Source organism: Mycobacterium sp. TH-M82, from assembly GCF_057473605.1.
Window position 1 is genome coordinate 1 of sequence record NZ_JBYCKY010000344.1, and the last position, 1,823, is coordinate 1,823.

Annotated in this window: 2 protein-coding genes and 1 pseudogene; 2 read left to right on the forward strand and 1 reads right to left on the reverse strand. The window is 68.6% G+C overall.

Translation table 11 applies throughout. The annotated features are described in order from the left end of the window. A partial coding sequence (locus tag AC2VON_RS10610; protein ID WP_486952919.1) for an electron transfer flavoprotein subunit beta/FixA family protein occupies nt 1-528 on the reverse strand: 528 nt, incomplete at its 3' end. 231 nt (nt 529-759) lie between these two features. Here AC2VON_RS10610 and AC2VON_RS10615 point away from each other — a divergent pair. Further along, on the forward strand, nt 760-1,560 hold the full coding sequence (locus AC2VON_RS10615; RefSeq protein ID WP_486952920.1) for a class I SAM-dependent methyltransferase: 801 nt from the start codon (nt 760-762) through the stop codon (nt 1,558-1,560). Further along, nucleotides 1,557-1,823: pseudogene (locus AC2VON_RS10620) on the forward strand (1,4-alpha-glucan branching protein); the annotation flags it as partial. The gene AC2VON_RS10615 and the pseudogene AC2VON_RS10620, both read left to right, overlap by 4 nt.

The window sequence follows — 1,823 nt, forward strand, 5'->3', positions numbered from 1 at the left end:
CGTCGCCTCCAGCGTGAACACCCCGTCGGGGGTCTCCCGGTCGGCGGTGACCCTGTCGCCGTCGACCGTCAGATTGCGCACGTAGGTAAGCATCGGCAAGCCCAGGTACTCGGCGATGACGGCCGGCACCGCCCCGCCGGCGCCGTCGCTGGACTCGTTGCCGGCGATCACCAAGTCGGTGCCCTCGATGGTGCCCAGCGCGCGTGCCAGCACCCAGGCGGTCTGGATGATGTCGGAGCCATGCATGCGGTCGTCGAGCACGTGGACCGCCTTGTCGGCCCCCATCGACAACGCCTTGCGGATCGCGTCGCCGGCCCGCTCGGGGCCGGCGGTCAGCAAGGTCACCGAGTTCCCGTTGCCCTCGCTCCCCTCCTTCTCCCTGATCTGCAACGCCTGCTCGACGGCACGCTCGTTGATCTCGTCCAGCACCGCGTCGGTGCCGGCCCGGTCCAGGGTGAAGTCGTCGGTGTTGAACTTCCGCTCCGCATAGTCGGGGACCTGCTTGATCAGGACCACAATGTTCGTCATCGGTGTGGCTCGTCCTCCTTAGAAAGGGGTCCTGCGGCAACCGGCCGCAGGACTGGGTCACGCGTCACGCGACCGCACCGCATATTGATCGCCAGTAAATTCGTGCGGTTCGCGTGTACAGCGTAGCGGGCCGATGGCCGGCCTTCCCGGGGGTGGGCGGAGGGCCGCCACCCACATACAGCGGGGTAGTCCGTCCGCGAAGCATGCGCTTCGGGGTAGCCTGCCTCTGCTATGAAGCCCGCGACATCCTCCGGCGGTACCGCATCGCCCGGCGACACCGCACTGGTGCTGACCGGGGAGCGCACCATTCCCGGACTGGACACCGAGAACTACTGGTTCCGCCGCCACGAGGTGGTCTACCAGCGGCTGGGGCCGCGCTGCGCCGGACGCGACGTGCTCGAGGCCGGCTGCGGGGAGGGTTACGGCGCCGCCCTGATCGCGCGGATGGCGCGCCGGGTGATCGCACTGGACTACGACGACGCCGCGGTGGCCCATGTCCGCGCCCACTACCCCCGGGTGCAGGCGATGCAGGGCAACCTCGCCGAGATATCGCTGCCGAGCGGATCCGTCGATGTGGTTGTTAATTTCCAGGTCATCGAACACCTCTGGGACCAGCCCCAATTCCTCGCCGAATGCGCCCGGGTGCTGCGGCGAAAGGGGCTGCTGATGGTGTCCACCCCGAACCGCATCACCTTCTCCCCCGGCCGGGACAGCCCGATCAACCCGTTTCACACCCGCGAACTCGACGCCGCCGAACTGCGCGCGCTGATCGCCGATGCGGGCTTCACGGTCGACGAGGTGCACGGGGTTTTTCATGGGCCCGCACTACGGCGAATGGATGCCCGCCACGGCGGCTCCGTCATCGATGCGCAGATCCGGCGTGCGCTGACCGACGCGCCGTGGCCCGTGCAGCTGGCGCGCGATGTCGCCGCGGTCACCACCGCGGACTTCGACGTCGTCGAAGCCGGCCGGGATGAAACCCACCACATCGACGACAGTCTCGACCTGATCGCGATTGCGGCGCGGCCGTGAGCGGTACAGCACAAGTCGAAGCCAGCCCGGTGCCCGGCCTGTTCACCTTGGTGCTGCACACCCATCTGCCGTGGCTGGCCCACCACGGCCGCTGGCCGGTCGGTGAAGAGTGGCTGTATCAGTCCTGGTCGTCAGCGTACCTGCCGCTGCTGCGGGTGCTGCGGACACTGGCCGACGAGGACCGGCACCGACTGATCAGCCTCGGGATCACCCCGGTGGTCGCCGCGCAGCTCGACGACCCGTACTGCCTGGACGGCATGCAC